General features: G+C 52.0%; 3 protein-coding genes, 2 tRNA genes and 1 pseudogene. 5 read left to right on the forward strand and 1 reads right to left on the reverse strand.

Annotated features, from left to right (window positions below; all coding sequences use genetic code 11):
- Positions 1-114: 114 nt before the first annotated feature.
- Complete coding sequence (locus tag AC128V_RS06940) at positions 115-894, forward strand: Fpg/Nei family DNA glycosylase (protein WP_482763943.1); 780 nt, start codon at positions 115-117, stop codon at positions 892-894.
- Positions 895-896: 2 nt separating this feature from the next.
- Here the strand turns inward: AC128V_RS06940 and AC128V_RS06945 are convergent.
- A tRNA-Gly gene (locus AC128V_RS06945) sits at positions 897-970 on the reverse strand.
- A 71-nt stretch (positions 971-1,041) separates the two neighbouring features.
- On the opposite strand from AC128V_RS06945, the gene AC128V_RS06950 reads away from it, so the two are divergent.
- The 4 genes and pseudogenes from AC128V_RS06950 to clpP form a co-directional block, all read left to right on the forward strand.
- Positions 1,042-1,118: transfer RNA gene (locus tag AC128V_RS06950), tRNA-Pro, on the forward strand.
- A 37-nt stretch (positions 1,119-1,155) separates the two neighbouring features.
- Complete coding sequence (tig, locus tag AC128V_RS06955; RefSeq protein ID WP_482763944.1) at positions 1,156-2,418, forward strand: trigger factor; 1,263 nt, start codon at positions 1,156-1,158, stop codon at positions 2,416-2,418.
- Positions 2,419-2,491: 73 nt separating this feature from the next.
- Entirely contained in the window at positions 2,492-3,073 is a 582-nt protein-coding gene (locus tag AC128V_RS06960; RefSeq protein ID WP_482763945.1) for an ATP-dependent Clp protease proteolytic subunit, read from the forward strand.
- A gap of 2 nt (positions 3,074-3,075) precedes the next feature.
- A pseudogene (clpP, locus tag AC128V_RS06965) lies at positions 3,076-3,219 on the forward strand (ATP-dependent Clp protease proteolytic subunit); the annotation flags it as partial.

Here is a 3,219-nt window from a genome sequence, read left to right on the forward strand (position 1 = left end):
TGGAGCTGGTAAAGATTTTCATTGGCAAGGGCTTTTCAAACGACGAGCGTCACGTTCGTCGCATCGGCAAAATTACGAGCTTCGAACAATCCGGCGAGATCGTTTACTAGATAAATGCCTGAAGGCCATACCGTTCATCGAACCGCCAATCACTTCAACAAGAAGTTTGCAAAAGCCAAGGTTTCCGTTACCTCTCCGCAGGGTCGATTCTCCGATTCTTCTTTGATAAACGGCACAACACTTGTGAGCGCCAAAGCCATCGGCAAGCAGCTGTTTTTGTTCTTTGAACCTGCCATTTTGCGCATTCACCTTGGTATCTATGGCAAATGGGGGTTCAGGGAGTTCGATGAACTGCCAGAACCAAAAGGGCAGGTTCGAGCCAGGTTTATAAATGGCAATCAGCTCGCGGATTTGCGTGGCCCAACCGCCTGCGAACTGCTTTCTACCGAGCAATATCAGCAGGTGCTTGATCGCCTAGGTCCTGACCCGCTTGACCCGCACTCCGACAAGCAGCGTTTTTTGGAGAAGGTTGCTCGCTCCTCGGTAACCATTGGTCAGCTTTTGATGGACCAGTCGGTGATCTCTGGAATTGGCAACGTATATCGTGCGGAGCTGCTGTTCCGCGCAAACCTGAATCCGCACACGCCAGGGAAGTTAGTACCAAGCGAAATAGTGGGTGCAATTTGGGAGGATGCGGTTGCTTTGATGCCACTTGGCGTAAAGACCGGTTACATGCTCACACGAGAGGGTTTTTTGACCGCTAAGACCAAAAAGATTGATCGCTATTACGCCTATAAGCGCGAAGGTTTACCCTGCCGAGAGTGTGGAAATCCAATTTCGATTGAGATTTTGGCGACCCGAAAACTCTATTTTTGTAGTCGCTGCCAGCCTTGATTTGGAGCGAGTGACGGGAATCGAACCCGCGTAATCAGTTTGGAAGACTGAGGCTCTACCATTGAGCTACACTCGCGAAGCGTTGGACGCGACACCATTCTATGGGGTAGAGTGTTCCAGTTCGCAACTCAAGGGTTGCAACGCCCCCGGGATGTAGCGCAACTTGGTAGCGCACCTGTTTTGGGTACAGGGGGTTGCAGGTTCAAATCCTGTCATCCCGACCACGCAGGTAAGTACTATCGATTAATTCATGGAGACAAAGTGAAGACCACTGTTGAGCGCCTTACCCCAACTCGCGTAAAGCTGACCATTACCGTTGACGCCGCTGGCTTTAAGCCAGCCTTGGAAAAGGCCTACGAGACTGTGTCTTCGCAGGTGAACATTCCTGGTTTCCGCAAGGGCAAAGTTCCTGCAACCATCTTGGATCAGCGCGTTGGCAAGGATGCCATCATCGCTCAGGCGGTAAACGACGGTCTGGATGACTTCTACCGCGAGGCTTTGATTCAAGAGAACCTAAAGCCACTTTCCACTCCACAGGCTGATATCAAGAGCGCTCCAAACGCTCAAGAGCCAACCAACGAGCTAGTTGTTGAGCTAGAGGTTGAGGTTCGACCTGAGTTCAAGCTTCCTGAGTACAAGGGCCTAAAGATCAAGGTTGATGCTGTCAAGATCGCCAAGATGGATATCGAGTCTGAACTTGACGCACTGCGCGCCCGCTTTGGGACACTAAAGACTGTTGACCGTCCAGCCAAGCATGGCGACTTCACCTCAATCGACCTAACCGCGGCAATCGGCGGAGCTGAAATTGACACCGCTAAGGACATCTCATACGAGATCGGTTCCGGACAGTTGCTAGATGGCATCGATGAGGCACTTGAGACTTTGACCGCAGGTGAGACCACTACCTTCCGTTCCAAGCTAGTTGGTGGCGAACAGGCCGGCAGCGAAGCTGAAGTTACCGTGACGCTAAACGCAGTCAAGGAGAGCGAGCTTCCAAAGGCAGATGACGCATTTGCTCAGTTAGCCAGCGAATTTGACACCATTGCAGAGCTAAAGACTGACATCGAGAAGAAGCTTGAGCAGAACTTTGTTCGCAAGCAGATTCTTCAGGCTCGCGACCAGATTGTTGACCAGTTGGTCGAGAAGGCAAAGATTCCTGTATCGGATGAGGCCGTCAAGCGCGAGGTTGATTCCCACTTGGAGAACGAGGGCAAGGCGATGGATGACCCACACCGTGGCGAGGTTCTAGAAGAAACCGAGAAGAATTTCCGCGTTCAGCTATTGCTAGATGCAGTTGTTGATGCCGAGTCCATCAAGGTCGAGGACCAGGAACTTATTGAGTACCTAGCCTTCCAGAGCCGTAACTACGGCATGGATCCAAACGATTTCATCAAGCAGGTAGCAAACGCTGGGCAGGTTCCAATGTTTGTTGACGAGCTATCTCGCCGCAAGGCAGTAGATGCCTTGGTTGCTCACGCAGAGATTACCGACGCTAAGGGAAACAAGGTCTCGGTCGAAGGCTAACGCCGACGGCGAACATGCCGGGTTTTTGGCAAAACCAAAGCTATCTTTGATTCTCGATAGCTAAGGAGTTGCAATGGCACAGCCACAAACTGTAAGTCACGGTGTTTTTGACAGGTTACTCAAGGACCGCATCGTTTGGCTCGGTAGCGAAGTTCGAGACGACATGGCAAACGAGATTTGCGCAAAGATCCTGCTGCTTGCCGCTGAAGACAGCGAAAAGGACATCTTCCTTTACATCAACTCCCCGGGTGGTTCTATCACCGCCGGCATGGCAATCTACGACACCATGCAGTACGTGCCTAATGACATAGTGACCGTCGGTATCGGCATGTGTGCATCAATGGGTCAGTTCCTGCTTTCATCAGGAACCAAGGGCAAGCGCTACGCCACCCCAAACACCAGAGTTTTGTTGCACCAGCCAAGCGGTGGCTTCGGCGGAACAGCATCAGACATCCAGACTCAGGCCGAGTTGATTATGTCCATGAAGCGCCAGCTCGCTGCGATTACCGCAGCCCAGACCGGGAAGACCGTCGACGAGGTAATGCTTGATGGCGACCGTGACCGTTGGTTCACCGCTGAGGAAGCCTTGCAGTACGGCTTTATCGACCAGATTCAAGAGTTTGCAAACCGTTCAACAGGCGTAGGAAAGGCATAAAGATGACTTATCTAGAATCAGCCGCAGGTCGCATTCCGATGCCTCAGTCGCGCTACATCCTCCCGGAGTTCGAGGAGCGCACCGCCTATGGGTTTAAGCGCCACAACCCTTACACCAAGTTGTTTGAGGACCGCATTGTGTTCCTA

The organism is Aquiluna sp. (assembly GCF_965064355.1).